Source organism: Streptomyces sp. NPDC048461 (genome assembly GCF_055587105.1).
Genome location: NZ_JBVJGW010000011.1, coordinates 150,917 through 166,775, shown reverse-complemented (window position 1 = coordinate 166,775; position 15,859 = coordinate 150,917). Strand labels below are relative to the sequence as shown.

Here is a 15,859-nt window from a genome sequence, read left to right as displayed (position 1 = left end):
GACCCTGTGCGAAGGTCTCACCCCGGCCATACAACCGATCTTCGGATCAGCCTGCGATCACAGCAGTCCGTCCCACATCTGCTCCAGCAGCACCGACCACCAGTTCTCGGCAGACGCCAGCGCGGCGCTGTCGAGGCCCGCCAGATTCGCCTGGAAATCGACGGTCCAGCGGCCCGCCTGCTCCGGCGTCAGATGCTGGCGCAGCCGCCACATGTGACCCAGCATCGCCAGGGAGCGTACGAACTGCGGCAGGCTGGAGTTCACGAACTGCGGCGGGACCGGGGCGCCGCCCGGACCGCCCTCCACCGGCACCGCGACGATGCTGGCGGTCCCGTACTGCACGCAGAGCGCCTTGCCGAAGTCGCTGCCGACGACGAGGTACGAGCCCGCGTCCGACGCCGGCTGCACCTGCCGCTGCGCGGCCAGTTCGGCCAGCGTCGGCACGGGCTGGCCCGGTACCGCCTGGCCCCAGAAGAACGGCCCGAAGTCGACGGGCACGCCCGCCCACATCAGGGTCTGCGCCACGATCTCCGGCACGCCCTGCCGGGACACGGCCCGCTGCTCGAAGCGGAACACGCCCTGCGGACCGAAGGCACCCGCCAGTTCCTGCGCGATCGCGTCCAGCGGGACGGCCGGCTGGAGCGGGACCTGCGGCAGGGGGGCCCGCACCGGCGCGGGGCGCGCCGGGCCGTCGGCCACCTGGTGCAGCTCCCCCTGGTGGGTGAGCAGGTGCCGCATGCCCTGCTGGCGGCCCGCGTGGTCCGTCCCGTACGGAGCCACGCTGGTGATCCGCACCTGCGGCCAGGTCTCCCGGATCATCCGGGCGCAGTAACCGCCGGGCAGTTCGCAGGACGCCAGCTCGGTGTGCAGCTCCAGCACCTGCTGCGGCGGCACGTTCATCGCGCGGAGCTCGTACAGGATCTGCCACTCCGGGTGCGGCGTGCCGGGCGCCGAGCGGCGGATCAGCTGCTGCTCGGAGCCGTCGGGCGCGCGGTAGCGGAGCACGGCCTGGTAGCCGGGGCCCACCGTGGGCGCGCCGGTGGGCGCCGGGGGCGGCGCCGCGGGCCCGCCCGGCGGCGGGCCGGGGGGCGCGGGCGCACGGCCCACGGCGGGGCCGGCCAGCATGGTCGCGGCGTGGTCGATCCCGCCGGCCGGGGTGCCGCCGGGCGGACCCGGCGGACCGGGCGGCTGCGGCACACCGGGACCGGCCAGCATCGTCGCGGCGTGGTGCGCACCCCCGCCGGGAGCCCCGGGCGGACCCGGAGGAGCCGGCGGCTGACCCGCACCGGGCGCACCGGGCGCACCGGGCGGGCCCGGGGGCTGCGGTACGCCGGGCCCGGCCAGCATGGTGGCGGCGTGGTCGAAGCCGCCGGCCGGGGTGCCGCCGGGCGGACCCGGCGGACCGGGCGGCTGCGGCACACCGGGACCGGCCAGCATCGTCGCGGCATGGTGCGCACCCCCGCCGGGAGCCCCGGGCGGACCCGGAGGAGCCGGCGGCTGACCCGTACCCGGAACTCCGGGACCGGCCAGCATCGTGGCGGCATGGTCCGCCCCGGCGCCGGGGCGGGCGGGCGGCTGCCCGCCCAGGGAGGCACCGGGCGCGCCGGGAGCACCGGGCGGACCCGGCGGCACGGGCGTCTGGCCGGGGCCGCGCGAACCCGGCCGGGAGATCTGGGCCTTGCTGGTCGGCGCGTCGGCGATGTCGCCCGCGTCCGAACCGAGCGCCGGCACGACCGCGGTGCGCGGGAGCGCGCTTCCCCCGGCCATGAGCGTGGTCTGCGCCTCCGGGGCCACTCCCGAGGAGGGCCCGTCCTCCAGGTCCGACCCGGACAGCGGGGGTGCGAACACGGTCGCGGGCAGCGGCACGGAGGCGTCGTCCGCGTCGGGGGTCACGTCGGTACCGGCCCAGGGCGTCGCCCCGGTCGGCACGGCCGACGGGACACCGTCGTTGGCGGTCGGCTCGTACGGAATCTCGCCCCCGCGCCGCAGCGGCACCGCGTCCACGGACGCCGGCGCACCGCCGGCGGGCTCGGCGGTCTCCGGGGCCACCGCATCCGGCGAGGAGGGCGAAGGGGAAGAAGCGGACGAGGAAGAGGAGGAGACCGGCGCGGAGACCGGGCCCGCGGCCGGATCCGGCGACGAGGACGAGGACGACGAGAGCGACGAAGGCTGCGGGGCCGACGAGGACGACGGGGAAGCGGAAGAAGATGAGGACGCGGAAGAAGAAGACGCCGACGACGCCGGTCCGCGCGGGATCCCCGCCCGGTCCGCCGCCTCCTGGAGCCACTCCGGCGGACTCAGCATGAACGAGGTCTGCTCCGAGTCGATCCGAGGCGGCGGAACGGACGCCTCCGAAGCGGCGGCCACGGCCGTCGCCCCGTACTCCTCCTCGTACCGGCGGATCACCTCACCCACCGGCAGTCCCGGCCACAGCGTCACCTCCCCGCTGTCCCGGGCGATGACCAGCCGCTGCCGGCCGCCCCCGGACACCGGGCCGGCCGCCCGGTCCTCCGCCCACACCACGAACCCGAGGCCGAACTCCCGGACCCGCACCTCACGGTGCTGGTAGCCGGGCACGTCGCCGTTGATCCACTCCTCGGCGCGCTCCTGCGCCTGCGCAAACGTCACCACCGCGCCGTCACCCCTCATCCGAACCGGCACGCACCACGGGAACCGAGCGTGCGAATCCGCCGTCCACCATCAGACCGGCCACCGTCTCCAGCTCCGGCGGATTGCCCGCGAGCCGCTCCAGGAAGGCATCGAAATCAGCGCCGCACGGCAGCAACAACCGCTCCACGCGCTCCTGCACCGACCAGCCGTCCCGGTCGCGGGCGTCGTCGTACGGGGAGAACCACACCGAACCGGTGCCCTCGCCCCGCACCTTCAGCGCGAGCAGGCCGCCCTGGACGAAGGCCACGCACAGGTAGTCCTTCGTCAGGTGGTCCCGCAGGCACTTGTTGACGTACACGAGGTCGTTGACCGCGGCCTCCTCGCGCACCGTGAAGAACGGCTGGTCCACCAGCAGACCGAGGTCCACGTCCAGGCCCGCGCCGACTGGCGCGCAGCCGCCCGCGGCCTTCAGGAACGAGCGGTACGCCTCCGGCAGCCGGTAGCCGAGGTCCTCCTCGACGCCCTGCACCTGCTCCTCGGACACCGACACCACGGCCTTCGGCAGCCCCAGGTGCACCGGGCGCACTTCCTGGAGGGACCGCGTCCCGCGCTTGTCGTGGTCCACCGGGGCCGTCGCCAGCCCCGCGTGGTGCCGCAGCAGCGCCTTCACCTCGACCGGGACCAGCTCCATGCGCCGCGAACCCGACACGTGGTGCCAGGTCCAGCCGTGCGGGGTCGCCACCGGCCCGACCGTGTCCCACAGCTCGTGCCCGGCGGCGCGCATCGCGGCGTTCGCGGACACGCAGTCCGTCAGCCGCAGCTCGTCCACGCCGAAGCCCTCGGGCGGGTCGGCGATCTCGACCGCGGCCCGCGCGTAGGCGGAGAAGTCCGGATGGCCGTTGCCGTCCATCCGCACACCGTGGGGATGCCGAGCGGCCCGGACGGGGTCCGGGAAATGCACGACCTGCCCCGAGTAAGCGGCGTTGGGTGGCGCGGCCTGCTGCCCGAGCCGACCTGTCGTCATGGCGGTAGCCCCCTGCTGGATCTGGCTGGTTCGCCACAGCCTATGCGCTGGGGCAAGGGGCTCACCCGCGCGTAGGCCACGCCTCCGGGCTCCGGCCGGGAACATCCGAATTGATACGAAAATTCGACCCCGCTTCCGCAGGACAGGAGACATTTGACAGGCTGTCCCCGCGGCACGGGGGCGTGCGCGACAGCGGCCACCACCGCCGCCACGGGAGGGAAAGCGCGACCATGCACCACACGGCAACACGGCCGGATCCGGCCGAGACCGCCGCGGGAGGCCCGGGAACACCGGGAGACCGAGCGGCGGCGCAAGCACCCGAAGGCACACCGGCAGAGGAAGGGACGAGGCCCACGGAAGAGCGGGGAGCGGCACCGGAAGGCCGGGGAGCGCCCGCGGGCGCCGCCGAGGCGGGCGGTCCCGTCGGCGATCCCCGCCTGCGCTGGGGCAGCGCCGACGGCCGGCCGACCCCGCCCGTCCTGCGGTTCCGCCGCGACGGGATCCTGCCCACGGTCGCCGCCGCCCTCTCCGTACGCGGCGAGACCCTCACCGGCACCGCGGGCAAGGCCGACCAGCCGCCCGCACTGCACCCCCTCGTCCAGGACTTCCTCGACACCCTCACCAGCGGCCAGCGCGAACGGTTCACCGGCCGATGTCCGGAGGCGCTCCTCCTCTCCCGCCACCTGACGGCCGTCGAGGGCGCCCGCTCCAAGCGCGCCTCCCGCAAGCCCCTGGCCGCGAGCGAGGCCCGCCGCTCCCTCAAGCACGCGAAGATCACCGCCCGCCGCATCCGCGAGGACGGCGACCCCCTCCACGGCAGCTACGCACCCCCCTGCCGCTCCTGCGAGGCCCTCCTCGCCCACTTCGGCGTACGCTCCGTCGACCTCACCCCAGCCGAGTAGCCATGACCAGCACCTCCGCGTCCTACGACCGCTCCTCGGCCACCCGTTTCCCGGTCGCCGTGAACTCCGCCCTGCGCATCGCCGGCTGGGAACCCGGCCGCTGGGACATCAAGCAGGCCGAGTACTGGGCCGACGCCCTCCGGGACCACACCACCCCCGCCGGACACCGGCACACGGTGTTCCCGGCCGCCGTCGAGGCCTGGGCGGAATTCGGCGGCCTCACGGTCACCGCCCCGGGGCCGGGGCGGCAGATAGCGCCGGTCCCCGTCCGGATCGACCCGCTGACCGGACTGCACCTGGCCCGTACGTTCGCCGACCTCGGCCGGGCCCTGTCCACCACGCTCTGCCCGCTCGGCGTCGAGTCCGACGGCGGTTCCCACCTCGCGCTCGACGCCGAGGGCCGGGTGTACGGCATCGACCACACCGGCGACTGGTACCTCGGGGCGAGCGTGGACGAGGCCCTGACGCTCCTCCTGACGGGCCTCCAGCCCACCCGCCTCACCACCGGCTGACCGGCGGGGCGCCGGGGCGGGACCGGCCCCGCGCCCGGCGCCGGCCGCACCGCGCGCCCGCCGCGAGCCGGCCCGGCAGAACCGCCCCGGCAAACCCGGCCCGGCCCCGCGCCCGGAGGGCCGGCGCCACCGCGCCACCGCGCCCGCGCGCCTGCCTGCCCGCCCGCCCGCCCGCCGAGGACAGCGCCTAGCGGACCGGCAGGACCGCCGACACCTTGAAGCCGCCCTCGTCCGTCGGCCCCGACACGAAGACCCCGCCCAGCCCGAGCACCCGCTCCCGCATCCCGACGAGCCCGTTGCCCCCGCTCGGCAGCCCGTGTTCGGCGGAGGTGCCGTCGCAGGGTCCGTTCTCCACCTGCATCGCGACCTCCCCGTCGCGGTGCGCGAGCCGCACCACGACGCGCGCGCCCGGGGCGTGCTTGTGGCAGTTGGTCAGCGCCTCCTGCACCACCCGGTACGCCGTCTGCTCCACCTCCGCCGCGTACGCCGGCCCCTCGCCGTGCACCACCATCTCGACGGTCATCCCGGCCGTCCGGGACTGCCCGACCAGCGCCTCCAGCTCACCGAGCGTGGGCCCGTCCTCGAAACCCCCGGCCGCCGTCGCGGTCAGGGCCGCGACGGCCGCCACGGGCGCCGGGACCGGCTTCGGCTTCTCGGCGGCCCGCAGCACCCCGAGCATCTCCCGCAGCTCGGTCAGCGCCTGGCGCCCCATGTCCCCCACCAGGGCGGCGTTCTTCGCGGCCCGCGCCGGGTCCTTCAGCGCCACCGCCTCCAGGGCCGCGGCGTGCACCACCATCAGGCTGACCCGGTGCGCGACGACGTCGTGCATCTCCCGCGCGATCCGGGTCCGCTCCTCGGTCCGGGCCCACTCGGCCCGCTCCTCCGCCCGGTCGGCCAGCAGCGACAGTTCCCGTTCCAGGGAGTCCGCGCGTTCCTGGAGGCTCTCCATGAGCCGCCGCCGGGCGCCGATGTACAGCCCGAACAGGACGGGCGGCACGGTCAGCGCCACCGCCACGAAACCGGACAGCACCACCACCAGCGTCGGATCGGCCTCCACGTCCCCGCGGGTGCGCATGTACATCACCGCGAAGGTCGCGGCGAGCGACATGGAGGCCAGCGTCGCGATGATCCGCCGGGGCACCTCGGAGGAGGCCAGCGTGTACAGCCCCACCACCCCGAGCAGGAACCCCATCGAGGCCGGAGCGACGGCGATCCCGACCAGCACCACGGCGATCGGCCGGCGCCGCCGCAGCACGATCACGGCCCCCACCACGATGCCGAACAGCACCCCGACCGCGGTCGGCAGCCCCGCCTCGCGCGCGAAGAGCACGCCCTCCCAGCCGCACTCGACGACGGACAGCCCGCCGAGCGTCAGGTCCACCCAGAGATCCCGGCGCCGCACCCACCACAAAGGCGGCCCGGCCCGGCCTTTCACTTCCCCCGTACCGGTCATGCGCTCCACCCTAGCCAGCGCCCCCCTCGCACCGCCGGGGCGCATCGGCGAAGCGCCGCCGAAGACCGTCGCGTCGAGGGCACCCGGTGCGGCATAGTAGGTGCCGTCGACTCGACCATGAGACCGCAATGTCTGGTTTAGTCGCAGATAATCCCCTGTGGTGTAATTGGCAGCACTGAGGCTTTTGGTGCCTTATGTCCGGGTTCGAGTCCTGGCGGGGGAGCTCCGCACGTACGGGTCCTGACCTCCACGGTCGGGACCCGCCTTCGTTGGGGGGCACGGGCCCCCCGCTATCCTTCACGGGTCCACCCCCGAAGCCGAAGGGCCCACCCGTGAGCGCCAACCGCCCGGCAGCCGTCGTCGTACTCGCAGCGGGGGAAGGCACCCGCATGAAGTCGGCCACCCCCAAGGTCCTGCACGAGATCTGCGGGCGCTCGCTCGTCGGTCACGTCGTCGCCGCCTCCCGCGAGCTGGACCCCGCCCACCTCGTCGTGGTCGTCGGACACGCCCGCGAGCAGGTCACCGCGCACCTCTCCACCGTCGACGCCGGGGTCCGCACCGCCGTCCAGTACGAGCAGAACGGCACGGGCCACGCGGTCCGGATGGCCCTGGAGGAGCTCGGCGGGAACGTCACCGGCACCGTGATCGTCGTCTGCGGCGACACCCCGCTGCTGACCGGGGAGACGCTCCGCGAACTCGCGCGCACGCACGAGGCCGACGGCAACGCCGTCACCGTGCTCACCGCCGAGGTGCCCGACTCCACCGGCTACGGGCGGATCATCCGGGGCGCCGACGGCGCCGTGACCGGCATCGTCGAGCACAAGGACGCCACCGACGCCCAGCGCGCCGTCCGCGAGATCAACTCCGGGGTCTTCGCCTTCGACGGCACCCTCCTCGCGGACGCCCTCGGGAAGGTCCGCACCGACAACAGCCAGGGCGAGGAGTACCTCACCGACGTCCTCGGCATCCTGCGCGAGGCCGGCCACCGCGTCGGCGCCTCGGTCGGCGGCGACCACCGTCAGATCCTCGGCATCAACAACCGCGTGCAGCTCGCGGAGGCCCGCGCGCTGCTGAACGCGCGCCTGCTGGAGCAGGCCATGCTCGCGGGCGTGACGGTCGTGGACCCGGCCAGTACGTTCGTGGACGTGACCGTCACCTTCGGGCAGGACGCGCTGATCCACCCCGGCACCCAGCTCCTCGGCGCCACCCACGTCGCGGAGCGGGCCGAGGTGGGCCCCAACACCCGCCTGCGGGACACGACCGTCCACGCGGGCGCCCGCGTGGACAACACGGTGGCCGACAGCGCGGTCGTCGGCGAGTCCGCGACCGTGGGACCGTTCGCGTACCTGCGGCCGGGCACGAACCTCGGCGCGAAGGCCAAGGCCGGGACGTACGTCGAGATGAAGAACGCCACGATCGGCGAGGGCACCAAGGTGCCGCACCTGTCGTACGTGGGCGACGCGACGATCGGCGAGTACACCAACATCGGCGCGGCCAGCGTGTTCGTGAACTACGACGGCGAACACAAGCACCACACGACCATCGGCTCACACTGCAAGACGGGCTCGGACAACATGTTTGTGGCACCCGTCACCATCGGGGACGGCGCCTACACCGCGGCCGGCTCCGTGATCACCAAGGACGTTCCGCCCGGTGCGCTGGCCGTGGCCCGCGGCCAGCAGCGGAATATCGAGGGCTGGGTGGCCCGCAAGCGCCCGGGCAGCGCCGCCGCGACCGCGGCGCAGTCGGCGGCCCCGGAGGACCCCGGCCACCACTGAGGTGAACTGACCGGAAACAGGTGCGCCCCTGACGGCGTACCGTGATAGGTGCACGCAATTCGGCTGGCTCACCGTGTGCGGGACGGACGCACACGGGGGCGAGCAGCTTTCCCACACGTCTGAGGAGACAGTGCTGTGACCGGGATCAAGACGACCGGCGAGAAGAAGCTGATGCTCTTCTCCGGCCGCGCCCACCCCGAGCTGGCCGAGGAGGTCGCACACCAGCTGGGAGTCGGCCTCGTGCCGACCAAGGCTTTCGACTTCGCGAACGGCGAGATCTACGTCCGCTTCCAGGAGTCGGCTCGCGGCGCGGACTGCTTCCTGATCCAGAGCCACACGGCTCCGATCAACAAGTGGATCATGGAGCAGCTGATCATGATCGACGCGCTGAAGCGCGCGTCGGCACGTTCCATCACCGTGATCGTCCCGTCCTACGGCTACGCCCGCCAGGACAAGAAGCACAAGGGCCGCGAGCCGATCTCGGCCCGCCTGGTCGCCGACCTGCTGAAGACCGCGGGTGCGGACCGCATCCTCACGGTCGACCTGCACACGGACCAGATCCAGGGCTTCTTCGACGGCCCGGTGGACCACCTCTCGGCCCTGTCGGTCCTCGCGGACTACGTCGGCGCCAAGGTGGACCGCACCAAGCTGACGATCGTCTCCCCGGACGCCGGCCGCGTGCGCGTGGCCGACCGCTGGTGCGACCGCCTGGACGCGCCGCTGGCCATCGTGCACAAGCGCCGCGACAAGGACGTCGCCAACCAGGTGACCGTCCACGAGGTCGTCGGCGAGGTCAAGGGCCGCGTCTGCGTCCTGGTCGACGACATGATCGACACCGGTGGCACCATCTGCGCCGCGGCCGACGCGCTGTTCGCGCACGGCGCGGAGGACGTCATCGTGACGGCCACGCACGGCATCCTGTCGGGCCCGGCCGCCGACCGCCTGAAGAACTCCAAGGTCAGCGAGTTCGTGTTCACGAACACCCTGCCGGACCCGTCCGACCTGGAGCTCGACAAGATCACGGTGCTCTCGATCGCCCCGATGGTCGCGCGCGCGGTGCGCGAGGTCTTCGAGGACGGCTCGGTCACCAGCCTGTTCGAAGAGCAGCAGTAACCGTTCGCCAGCGGACGCGGTAGATCCTTTTTGGTACGGCCTCCCCCGCCGGGTACACTCCATGAGTTGCTCGGCGAGGGAGGCCGTACCTGTTTTCCGGTACGGATGCTCCGTTATCGACGCGCTCTTCGTAGCAGGCCGTTCCGGCCGGGTGACCAGTCCGTTCTTCCGTCACCCCACGAGGAGTGAGCATGTCCGAGGTCAAGCTTTCCGCCGAGGCCCGCACGTCGTTCGGCAAGGGCTCCGCCCGCCAGGCCCGCATCGCGGGCAAGGTTCCCGGCGTCATCTACGGTCACGGCACCGCCCCCCAGCACGTCGACGTCGAGGGCCACGGCCTGCTGCTCGCGCTGCGCACCCCGAACGTCCTGCTCTCCCTGGACATCGCGGGCGCCGGCACCGAGCTGGTCATCCCGAAGGCCGTGCAGCGTCACCCCCTGAAGCGCTCGATCTCCCACGTCGACTTCCTGATCGTCAAGAAGGGCGAGAAGGTCACCGTCGACGTCGCGATCGTCACCGAGGGCGAGCTGGCCGTCGGCGGCAACATGCTGGAGACCCTCCAGAACACCATCTCCGTCGAGGCCGAGGCCACGCACATCCCGACCGAGGTCACCGTCTCCATCGCGGGCCTCGAGGCCGGCGCGACCATCCACGCCAAGGACCTGGTCCTCCCCTCGGGCACCACCCTGGCCGTCGACGGCGACATCGCCGTCCTCCAGGTCGTCGCACCGCAGGCCGAGGAGCCGGCCGCCGAGGCCGAGGGCACCGAGGCCTGAGCCTCCCCCTCACCCCTCAGCAGTTGCTGACCGACCGCCGTCCGGCTCCACTGGAGCGGGACGGCGGTCGTTCCCGCTTAAGGAGCTTTTGATGTCGGACGACGCGGCGCCCTGGCTGATCGTCGGCCTCGGCAACCCCGGACCGGAGTACGCGGGCAACCGCCACAACATCGGGTTCATGGTGGCCGACCTGCTGGCGGAGCGGATCCGGGGGAAGTTCAAGGCGCACAAGGCCCGGGCCCAGGTGGTCGAGGGCCGTATCGGACCGCCCGGGCCGGCGGGCCGCCGGGTCGTGCTGGCCAAGCCGATGACGTACATGAACCTGTCCGGCGGCCCGGTGACGGCCCTGCGCGACTTCTACAAGGTGCCGCTGGAGCGGATCGTCGCGGTCCACGACGAGCTGGACATCGACTACCCGACGCTGCGGCTGAAGCTGGGCGGCGGGGACAACGGGCACAACGGCCTGAAGTCGATGACGAAGTCGATGGGTCCCGACTACCACCGGGTCCGCTGCGGCATCGGCCGGCCCCCGGGCCGGATGCAGGTCGCCGACTTCGTGCTGAAGGACTTCTCCTCGACGGAGCGCAAGGAGCTCGACTGGTTCGTGGACCGGGCGGCCGACTCCGTGGAGAGCCTGGTCTCCGAGGGCCTGGAGCGCGCGCAGTCCACGTACAACTCGTAGGACGGCCGGCTCGTGGCGCGGCGGCCGCGAGACGTACGGGAGCCCCCGCACCGGAAGGGTGCGGGGGCTCCCGTGTGCCGTGGTGCGGCGGGTCAGCCGGTATTGCGCAGGCCCGCGGCGACACCGTTGACGGTGAGCAGCAGGGCGCGGGCGAGCAGCGGGTCCGCCTCCTCGCCGCGGGCGGCGGCGGCGCGCTGGCGGGCCAGCAGGGAGACCTGGAGGTAGGAGATGGGGTCCAGGTAGGCGTCGCGGACGGAGAAGGTCTGCTGGAGCACCGGGTGGGAGTCCAGGAGCTTCTCGCCGCCGGTGATGCGCAGGACCTCGCGGACGGTCAGCTCGTGCTCGGCCTCGATGCGCGCGAAGACGTGCTTGAGGTCGTCGGGCACGAGGGTGTCGACGTAGTGCCGGGCGATCCGCAGGTCGGTCTTGGCCAGCGTCATCTCGACGTTGGACAGGAAGTTGCGGAAGAAGTGCCAGCGCTCGCCCATCTCGGTCAGCGCGTCCGCGTGACCGGACTCGCGCAGGGCCTTGAGGCCGGAGCCGACGCCGTACCAGCCGGGGACGATCTGGCGGGACTGGGTCCAGCCGAACACCCACGGGATGGCGCGCAGGCCGTCGAGGCCGGCGCCCGAGTCGGGGCGGCGCGAGGGGCGCGAGCCCAGGTGCAGGTCGGCGAGCTGGTCGACGGGGGTGGCCGCGAAGAAGTACGCGGGCAGGTCCGGGTCCTCGACGAGCTCGCGGTACGCGGCGTGGGCGGCGTCGGAGACGGTGTCCATGGCCGCGTCCCAGCGGGAGAGGGCCTCGTCGGACTGGCGGGGCGCGGTGTGCAGGGCGGACGCCTGCAGGGTGGCCGCGACGGTCAGTTCGAGGTTCTCCCGGGCCAGGGACGGGACGAGGTACTTGTCGGAGATGACCTCGCCCTGCTCGGTGACCTTGATCTCGCCCTCCAGCGTGCCCCACGGCTGCGCGAGGATCGCGTCGTGCGAGGGGCCGCCGCCGCGGCCGACGGTGCCGCCGCGGCCGTGGAAGAGGCGCAGCCGCACCCCGTAGCGGTGCGCGACGTCGCGCAGCCGGCGCTGGGCGCGGTGGATCTCCCACTGGCTGGTGGTGATGCCGCCGAACTTGGAGGAGTCGGAGTAGCCGAGCATGACCTCCTGGACGTCGCCGCGCAGGGAGACCAGGCGCCGGTAGGACGGGTCGGCGAGCATCTCGTCGAGGATCACGTCGGCGGCGCGCAGCTCGTCGGTGGTCTCCAGGAGCGGCACGATGCCGATCTTGGCCCAGCCGCCGTGCAGGTCGATGAGGCCGGCCTCGCGGGCGAGGACGGCGGCGGCGAAGACGTCGTCGGCGCCCTGGCACATCGAGATGATGTACGACTCGATGACCTCGGGGCCGAACTTCTCGAAGGCGTCCTTGACGGCGCCGAAGACGCCGAGGGTCTTCTGGCCGGCCGCGTCGAGCGGCGCCGGGGTGGGGGCCAGCGGGCGCCGGGAGCGGAGCTCCTTGGCGAGGAGCTTGCCGCGGTACTCGCGCGGCATGTCGGCGTAGCGCCAGGACTCCTCGCCGAGCCGGTCGAAGAGCTGGCCCAGCGCGTGGTGGTGCGCGTCGGCGTGCTCGCGCACGTCCATGGTGGCGAGCTGGAGGCCGAAGGCGGCCAGGGTGCGGATGGTGCGGTCCATGCGGCCGTCGGCGAAGAGCGCGCCGCGGTGTTCGCGCAGGGAGGTCTGGATGAGGGTGAGGTCGGCGAGCAGCTCGGCGGTGCCGAGGTAGTCGCGGCCCTCCTCGTGGGAGGTGCCCCGGGCGAGGCGCTCGCGGGTGTTGACGAGCTTCTGCCGGATGCAGGTGGCCTTGAGGCGGTACGGCTCCTCGGCGTTCAGCCGCTTGTAGCGCGGGCTGATCTCGGGGAGGCGTTCCAGGTCGGCCTGGAGCGAGGCGAGGAGCTCCTCGGTGGCGCCGGTGTAGCGGATGGAGTTCGACAGCAGCCCGCGCAGGAAGTCGACGAGTTCGAGGGCGTCGGTGATGCCGTGCTCGTGCTGCAGGATCAGCACGTCCCGGGTGACGTCGGGGGTGACGTTCGGGTTGCCGTCGCGGTCGCCGCCGATCCAGGTGCCGAAGGTCAGGGGGCGGGTGCCGGGGGGCAGCTCGACGCCGACGCGCTGGAGTTCGGCGGCGAGGTCCTCCAGGACGTCGCCCACCGCGCCGGCGTGCAGCTCGTCGAGGTAGTAGATGGCGTTGCGGGCCTCGTCGGCGGGCTCGGGGCGGACCACGCGGAGCTCGTCGGTCTGCCAGACGAGGTCAATGTTCTCGGCGAGGCGCAGGTCGTGGCGGCGGCGGTCGCCGGCGCCGGTGACGGGCTCCTCCAGCAGCGCGGCGATGCGGCGCAGCTTGTTGAGGACGCTGCGGCGGGCCGCCTCGGTGGGGTGCGCGGTGAAGACCGGGCGGACGTTGAGGTTCCTGACCGTCTCGCGCAGGTGCTCGGGGTCGGCGTCCTTGAGCATGTCCGCGGTGCGGGCGAGGAGCCCGCCCTCGGCGGCGCGGTGGGCGCGCAGCTCCTTGCCGCGGTGCACCTGCTCGGTGACGTTGGCGAGGTGGAAGTAGGTGGAGAAGGCGCGCACCAGCTTGGCGGCGGTCTCCAGGTCGATGTCACCGAGCAGCTCGGCCGCGGCCTCGCCGTCGGTGCGGGTGAGGGCGCGGACGCGTTCGACGAGGTCCAGGAGGTCTTGGCCCTCCTGGCGTACGAGCGTCTCCCCGAGGAGATCGCCGAGGCGGCGGATGTCCGCGCGCAGTTCTGCATTCGCGGTGGCGGCCGGGGTGAGGGGGGCTGCCGGCTGGGAGGCCCGGGGGGCCTGGTCAGCACTGCTCACAGGTGCGGCTCCTTGCAGTGTTTCGAGCGCTACTGGGCGGTGGGCTCCCGGTCGCACGCGGCACTGCCGCTCCTGATGCGCAGCCCGGGCTGCCCGTACGGACCGCGCTGTCCGACGAGAACAGGATAGGTGTCCGATCCCCGAGTCCGGTCAGTTGTCTCGCGAGGCGGCCGCGAGGCGGGCCGTGCACGGCCTGTGGACGTCGCGCGTACGGGGTGTGCACGGCCTGTGGCGACTCTCCGCGGCCGCGCTCCTCTTGCCCTCGCCCCCTCCTTTGCCATACTTACGATGCCGTAGGTTACGGGTCCGTAGTCTCCGTGCTCTCCCGGTTCCCCCAGCACCGCTGGGTGGTGCCCCCTCGCCGACTCCTCACCCCCAGGGGACCCCCATGACCATCAGTCCCGATCTGATCGAGGACGCCTCGGCGTCCCCCGACGCCCCCGCGCCGTCAGCGACCCTGGGCGGCGAGAACAAGCGGTCCGTCGAGCAGATCGCCCTCCTGCTGTTCATCACCGTCCCCTTCCTGGCGCTGCTGGCGGCGGTGCCGCTGGCCTGGGGCTGGGGGGTGAGCTGGCTGGACCTCGGCCTGATGGTCTTCATGTACTTCCTGGCGTGCCACGGCATCACCATCGGGTTCCACCGCTACTTCACGCACGGTTCCTTCAAGGCGAAGCGGCCGCTGCGGATCGCCCTGGCCGTCATGGGGTCCATGGCGGTGGAGGGCCCGCTGGTGCGCTGGGTGGCGGACCACCGCAAGCACCACAAGTTCTCGGACCACGAGGGCGACCCGCATTCGCCGTGGCGGTTCGGCGAGACGCTCCCCGCGCTGATGAAGGGCCTGTGGTGGGCGCACATCGGGTGGCTCTTCGACGAGGAGCAGACCGACCAGCAGAAGTACGCCCCGGACCTGATCAAGGACCCGGCGATCCGCCGGATCTCCCGTGACTTCATCTTCTGGACGATGTTCTCGCTGGCGATCCCGCCGCTGGTGGGCGGCCTGGTGACGATGTCCTGGTGGGGTGCGTTCACGGCGTTCTTCTGGGGTTCGCTGGTGCGCGTGGCGCTGCTGCACCACGTGACCTGGTCGATCAACTCGATCTGCCACGCGGTGGGCAAGCGGCCGTTCAAGTCCCGGGACCGCTCGGGCAACGTGTGGTGGCTGGCGGTGCTGTCCTGCGGCGAGTCCTGGCACAACCTGCACCACGCCGACCCGACCTCGGCCCGGCACGGGGTGCTGCGCGGCCAGGTCGACTCCAGTGCGCGGCTGATCCGCTGGTTCGAGCAGCTGGGCTGGGCCACGGACGTGCGCTGGCCGTCCGCCGCCCGCATCGACGCCCGGCGCAGGGAAAACGAGTCGAACGCGGCATGATGGGGGGCGTGGCGATCGACGGCGGTAATTCCAGCAGCGACAAGCCCCGGCGCGGCCGCAGGGTGCGGATGACGGGCGCGGAGCGGCGCCAGCAGCTGCTGGACATCGGCCGGACCCTGTTCGCGGAGAAGGGCTTCGAGGGCACCTCGGTCGAGGAGATCGCGGCGAAGGCCGGGGTGTCCAAGCCGGTGGTGTACGAGCACTTCGGCGGCAAGGAGGGCCTGTACGCGGTCGTCGTGGACCGGGAGATGCGCCAGCTGCTGGACGGGGTGACGGGCGCGCTGACGGCCGGGCACCCGCGGGAGCTGCTGGAGCAGGCGGCGTTCGCGCTGCTGGACTACATCGAGTCCTACACGGACGGGTTCCGGATCCTGGTGCGCGACTCCCCCGTCGCGCAGTCGACGGGCACCTTCGCGTCGCTGATCAGCGACATCGCCACTCAGGTGGAGGACATCCTCGGGCTGGAGTTCAAGGCCCGGGGCTTCGACGCGAAGCTGGCCCCGCTGTACGCGCAGGCGCTGGTCGGGATGGTGGCGCTGACCGGGCAGTGGTGGCTGGACGTCCGCCGCCCGGCGAAGGCGGAGGTCGCAGCGCACCTGGTGAACCTGGCCTGGCACGGACTGGACCGCCTGGAGTCCAAGCCGCAGCTGGTGGGCCGGCGCAAGAGCTGACGCCCGCGGGCGGGCACGGCGGACACGGGCGGCGCCCCGGCACCGGAAGGCTCCGGTGCCGGGGCGCCGTCGTGCGGCGGGCCGGCGCGCGCGGTCAGGCGGTCGGCA

The 15,859-nt window shown here is 73.0% G+C and carries 12 protein-coding genes and 1 tRNA gene; 9 read left to right on the top strand and 4 right to left on the bottom strand.

The annotated features are described in order from the left end of the window. Nucleotides 1-57 precede the first annotated feature (57 nt). Together ACZ6S8_RS20715 and ACZ6S8_RS20710 are read right to left on the bottom strand one after the other, a co-directional pair. The gene (locus ACZ6S8_RS20715; RefSeq protein WP_469457725.1) at nt 58-2,631 is read right to left on the bottom strand and encodes an SUKH-4 family immunity protein; all 2,574 of its coding nucleotides are present in this window, start codon (nt 2,629-2,631) and stop codon (nt 58-60) included. A 7-nt stretch (nt 2,632-2,638) separates the two neighbouring features. Beyond that, nucleotides 2,639-3,634 (bottom strand): SMI1/KNR4 family protein, encoded by a 996-nt coding sequence (locus tag ACZ6S8_RS20710; protein ID WP_469457723.1) that lies wholly within the window; start codon nt 3,632-3,634, stop codon nt 2,639-2,641. 437 nt (nt 3,635-4,071) lie between these two features. On the opposite strand from ACZ6S8_RS20710, the gene ACZ6S8_RS20705 reads away from it, so the two are divergent. Continuing rightward, complete coding sequence (locus ACZ6S8_RS20705; RefSeq protein WP_469457898.1) at nt 4,072-4,536, top strand: YwqJ-related putative deaminase; 465 nt, start codon at nt 4,072-4,074, stop codon at nt 4,534-4,536. Nucleotides 4,537-4,538: 2 nt separating this feature from the next. Further along, a complete protein-coding gene (locus tag ACZ6S8_RS20700) occupies nt 4,539-5,048 on the top strand; it encodes an SUKH-3 domain-containing protein (RefSeq protein WP_469457721.1) in 510 nt (169 codons plus the stop codon). Nucleotides 5,049-5,235: 187 nt separating this feature from the next. Here ACZ6S8_RS20700 and ACZ6S8_RS20695 read toward each other — a convergent pair whose 3' ends face one another. Next, on the bottom strand, nt 5,236-6,501 hold the full coding sequence (locus tag ACZ6S8_RS20695; protein WP_469457719.1) for a sensor histidine kinase: 1,266 nt from the start codon (nt 6,499-6,501) through the stop codon (nt 5,236-5,238). A 151-nt stretch (nt 6,502-6,652) separates the two neighbouring features. Here ACZ6S8_RS20695 and ACZ6S8_RS20690 point away from each other — a divergent pair. From ACZ6S8_RS20690 to pth, 5 genes are all read left to right on the top strand, one after another. After that, nucleotides 6,653-6,724: transfer RNA gene (locus ACZ6S8_RS20690), tRNA-Gln, on the top strand. Nucleotides 6,725-6,833: 109 nt separating this feature from the next. Continuing rightward, nucleotides 6,834-8,279, top strand: coding sequence for a bifunctional UDP-N-acetylglucosamine diphosphorylase/glucosamine-1-phosphate N-acetyltransferase GlmU (gene glmU, locus ACZ6S8_RS20685; RefSeq protein ID WP_469457717.1), 1,446 nt, complete (start codon nt 6,834-6,836; stop codon nt 8,277-8,279). Between the two features lie 135 nt (nt 8,280-8,414). Continuing rightward, on the top strand, nt 8,415-9,392 hold the full coding sequence (locus ACZ6S8_RS20680; RefSeq protein ID WP_150519288.1) for a ribose-phosphate diphosphokinase: 978 nt from the start codon (nt 8,415-8,417) through the stop codon (nt 9,390-9,392). Between the two features lie 191 nt (nt 9,393-9,583). After that, nucleotides 9,584-10,165 carry a 50S ribosomal protein L25/general stress protein Ctc gene (locus ACZ6S8_RS20675; protein ID WP_469457715.1) on the top strand — a complete coding sequence of 194 codons (582 nt, stop codon included), beginning with the start codon at nt 9,584-9,586 and terminating at the stop codon, nt 10,163-10,165. Between the two features lie 91 nt (nt 10,166-10,256). Continuing rightward, nucleotides 10,257-10,847 (top strand): aminoacyl-tRNA hydrolase, encoded by a 591-nt coding sequence (gene pth / locus ACZ6S8_RS20670; RefSeq protein ID WP_469457712.1) that lies wholly within the window; start codon nt 10,257-10,259, stop codon nt 10,845-10,847. 92 nt (nt 10,848-10,939) lie between these two features. Here pth and ppc read toward each other — a convergent pair whose 3' ends face one another. Further along, nucleotides 10,940-13,711 (bottom strand): phosphoenolpyruvate carboxylase, encoded by a 2,772-nt coding sequence (gene ppc, locus ACZ6S8_RS20665; RefSeq protein ID WP_469457710.1) that lies wholly within the window; start codon nt 13,709-13,711, stop codon nt 10,940-10,942. A 388-nt stretch (nt 13,712-14,099) separates the two neighbouring features. Between ppc and ACZ6S8_RS20660 the strand changes: the two genes are divergently transcribed. Both ACZ6S8_RS20660 and ACZ6S8_RS20655 read left to right on the top strand, forming a co-directional pair. Next, nucleotides 14,100-15,080, top strand: coding sequence for an acyl-CoA desaturase (locus tag ACZ6S8_RS20660; protein WP_469457708.1), 981 nt, complete (start codon nt 14,100-14,102; stop codon nt 15,078-15,080). Continuing rightward, entirely contained in the window at nt 15,077-15,751 is a 675-nt protein-coding gene (locus ACZ6S8_RS20655; RefSeq protein ID WP_469457706.1) for a TetR family transcriptional regulator, read from the top strand. Before ACZ6S8_RS20660 ends, ACZ6S8_RS20655 begins: the two co-directional genes overlap by 4 nt. Nucleotides 15,752-15,859: the final 108 nt, after the last annotated feature.

Bases quoted from the DNA above. Each gene is read 5' to 3' on its own strand.
- ACZ6S8_RS20695 (WP_469457719.1), bottom strand. From the start codon at position 6,501: ATGACCGGTACGGGGGAAGTGAAAGGCCGGGCCGGGCCGCCTTTGTGG.
- ACZ6S8_RS20710 (WP_469457723.1), bottom strand. From the start codon at position 3,634: ATGACGACAGGTCGGCTCGGGCAGCAGGCCGCGCCACCCAACGCCGCT.
- ACZ6S8_RS20655 (WP_469457706.1), top strand. From the start codon at position 15,077: ATGATGGGGGGCGTGGCGATCGACGGCGGTAATTCCAGCAGCGACAAG.
- ACZ6S8_RS20700 (WP_469457721.1), top strand. From the start codon at position 4,539: ATGACCAGCACCTCCGCGTCCTACGACCGCTCCTCGGCCACCCGTTTC.
- ACZ6S8_RS20675 (WP_469457715.1), top strand. From the start codon at position 9,584: ATGTCCGAGGTCAAGCTTTCCGCCGAGGCCCGCACGTCGTTCGGCAAG.
- pth (WP_469457712.1), top strand. From the start codon at position 10,257: ATGTCGGACGACGCGGCGCCCTGGCTGATCGTCGGCCTCGGCAACCCC.
- ACZ6S8_RS20660 (WP_469457708.1), top strand. From the start codon at position 14,100: ATGACCATCAGTCCCGATCTGATCGAGGACGCCTCGGCGTCCCCCGAC.